Source organism: Sulfurihydrogenibium sp. (genome assembly GCF_027448985.1).
Lineage (GTDB): Bacteria > Aquificota > Aquificia > Aquificales > Hydrogenothermaceae > Sulfurihydrogenibium.
In genome coordinates this window covers 1-992 of sequence record NZ_DAIDMN010000173.1, presented here as the reverse complement: position 1 = coordinate 992, position 992 = coordinate 1, and the positions used below count along the sequence as shown (strand labels likewise).

The following is a 992-nucleotide window of genomic DNA, read 5'->3' as shown; positions in this document are numbered from 1 at the left end:
AAACCAATACTGGATGTAATAGAAGATACACAAAAAGCAAAAAACAACAGAGAAGTACTCAAAAAATTCTTTGAAATACTAAAACCATCTGACCCATACCTGCATCTTGTATTTTTAACAGGAGTATCAAGATTTTCAAAAGTATCTATATTTAGCGGGCTAAACCAGTTAAATGATATAACCTTAGACAGAGAGTTTGCAACCATGTGTGGATATACCCAGACAGAGTTAGAAACGGTCTTTGAAGACAGAATAAAAGAGTTTGACAAAGATGAAGTAAAAAAGTGGTACAACGGCTACAACTGGCTTGGAGAACCTGTCTACAATCCTTTTGATATACTTCTACTGTTTGACAAAAAAGAGTTTAGACCATACTGGTTTGAAACCGGAACACCCACATTTTTGATAAAAATGTTTCAAAAAAACCAGTACTATCTTCCAGATTTAGAGAACTTGGAAGTAGGAGAAGAGATACTATCTAACCTTGATATTGACTACATATATCCGGAAAATCTACTCTTCCAATCCGGATACCTGACTATAAAAAGCCAACTAAGAAAAGGAATAAAACAAAAGTATATACTGACCTATCCAAACTTAGAAGTAAGAGTTAGCTTAAACGACGCATTTTTAGATTATATAACAAAAAATCCGGTTTTAAAAGAGAAAACAGAAAGCAAAATATACGATATATTAGAAGAATCAAATGTAGAGAAACTAAAAGACATACTTCAAAGCTTTTTTGCAAGCATACCAACAGACTGGTACAGGAAAAATGACATATACCAGTACGAAGGATTTTACGCATCGGTAGTTTATGCGTTATTTACCGGAAGTGGCTTAACAACCATAGCGGAAGATACCACAAACAGAGGAAAGATAGACCTAACGGTGATAATCCAAGATAAAGTTTACATAATAGAGTTTAAAGTGATAGAAGAAACCCAAGAAGGAAAAGCATTAGACCAGATAAAAGAGAAAAAGTATTATGA

At 33.5% G+C, this 992-nt stretch carries 1 protein-coding gene; it reads left to right on the top strand.

The annotated features are described in order from the left end of the window. Positions 1-992: AAA family ATPase (locus NE054_RS08405; RefSeq protein ID WP_297890544.1), on the top strand; the 992-nt coding region annotated here is incomplete at both ends.